This window comes from Halomonas sp. ND22Bw (genome assembly GCF_003011945.1).
Classification (GTDB): domain Bacteria; phylum Pseudomonadota; class Gammaproteobacteria; order Pseudomonadales; family Halomonadaceae; genus Halomonas; species Halomonas halophila.
This window is the reverse complement of sequence record NZ_PXWD01000038.1, coordinates 1-868: the sequence shown is the minus strand read 5'-3', so window position 1 is coordinate 868 and position 868 is coordinate 1. Positions and strand designations below refer to the sequence as shown.

The window sequence follows — 868 nt, the reverse complement described above, 5'->3', positions numbered from 1 at the left end:
TGTGGATGAGCAGGTCGAGGTAGATAGTCCGAATGTCGTTGTGGAGTGGCCCCGATGAGCAATTACGAAGCCGTTCGACGCGGTGACCAGGTACGAAGGCGTACAACCTGGCAAATCATGCGAGGAAAACTCAAGGCAAAAATTGCGGATTACCCGATTCTGTCCTCGACGTTTCTGTTGCTTCTCGTGCTCTACATCTTCGACGCTGAGATGTGGCTCTTGGTCAGTGTGCTGCTGGTGTGCGTTGTAGCAATGGTCTACCTGAGAGACAGAACGAAGGCTCGGCGTCGCAAACGTCGTACAGCTCGATGGTGGCGAGGAACTCCGGAAGTTGCAGGTGCTGCGGCCAATCTCGGTCTGATCAATTCCTCTGGACAGCCTCCTCTCATTCGGAGTTATAAATTTTCGGACGACGGATTGACTCGATCAGTCGCTTTCGACCTTCCGACAGGCATCACGGGAGAAGACATGACATCGAAAACGGTCAAAATAGCGGACGCTTTCGGTGCTCTACGTGCCAGTTTCACTAAATTAGAGCCGCGCCGGGTCGAGCTACTTCTGATCGACGCAGACACCATTTCTCAAGCACGAGATGCAGCATGGCTCAGTGACGTCGAGGACTCATCGGCCGGCACATTGAAGGAAGAGGCCGGCGGCATACTCGGGGACACTCGGCCCTGGTGGGAGCAAGAAAAGGATCTTCCGTTCGACAAAAGCACGGACGCCTGATGGATCAAACAGACACGATCCCGATTGCGATTGGATGGAACGAACTAGCCCAACCTGTCCTGGTCGATATAGCCAAAGATGCTGCTCACTGGCTCATTCAAGGCAAAACCCGTTCCGGAAAATCTCAATGCACCTACAA

The 868-nt window shown here is 53.6% G+C and carries 1 protein-coding gene; it reads left to right on the top strand.

What is annotated here, in order from left to right:
• The first annotated feature begins 54 nt into the window (after positions 1–54).
• A complete protein-coding gene (locus CVH10_RS25385) occupies positions 55–729 on the top strand; it encodes a hypothetical protein (RefSeq protein ID WP_064114082.1) in 675 nt (224 codons plus the stop codon).
• The last annotated feature ends 139 nt before the right edge of the window (positions 730–868 follow it).

Bases quoted from the DNA above. Each gene is read 5' to 3' on its own strand.
- CVH10_RS25385 (WP_064114082.1), top strand. From the start codon at position 55: ATGAGCAATTACGAAGCCGTTCGACGCGGTGACCAGGTACGAAGGCGT.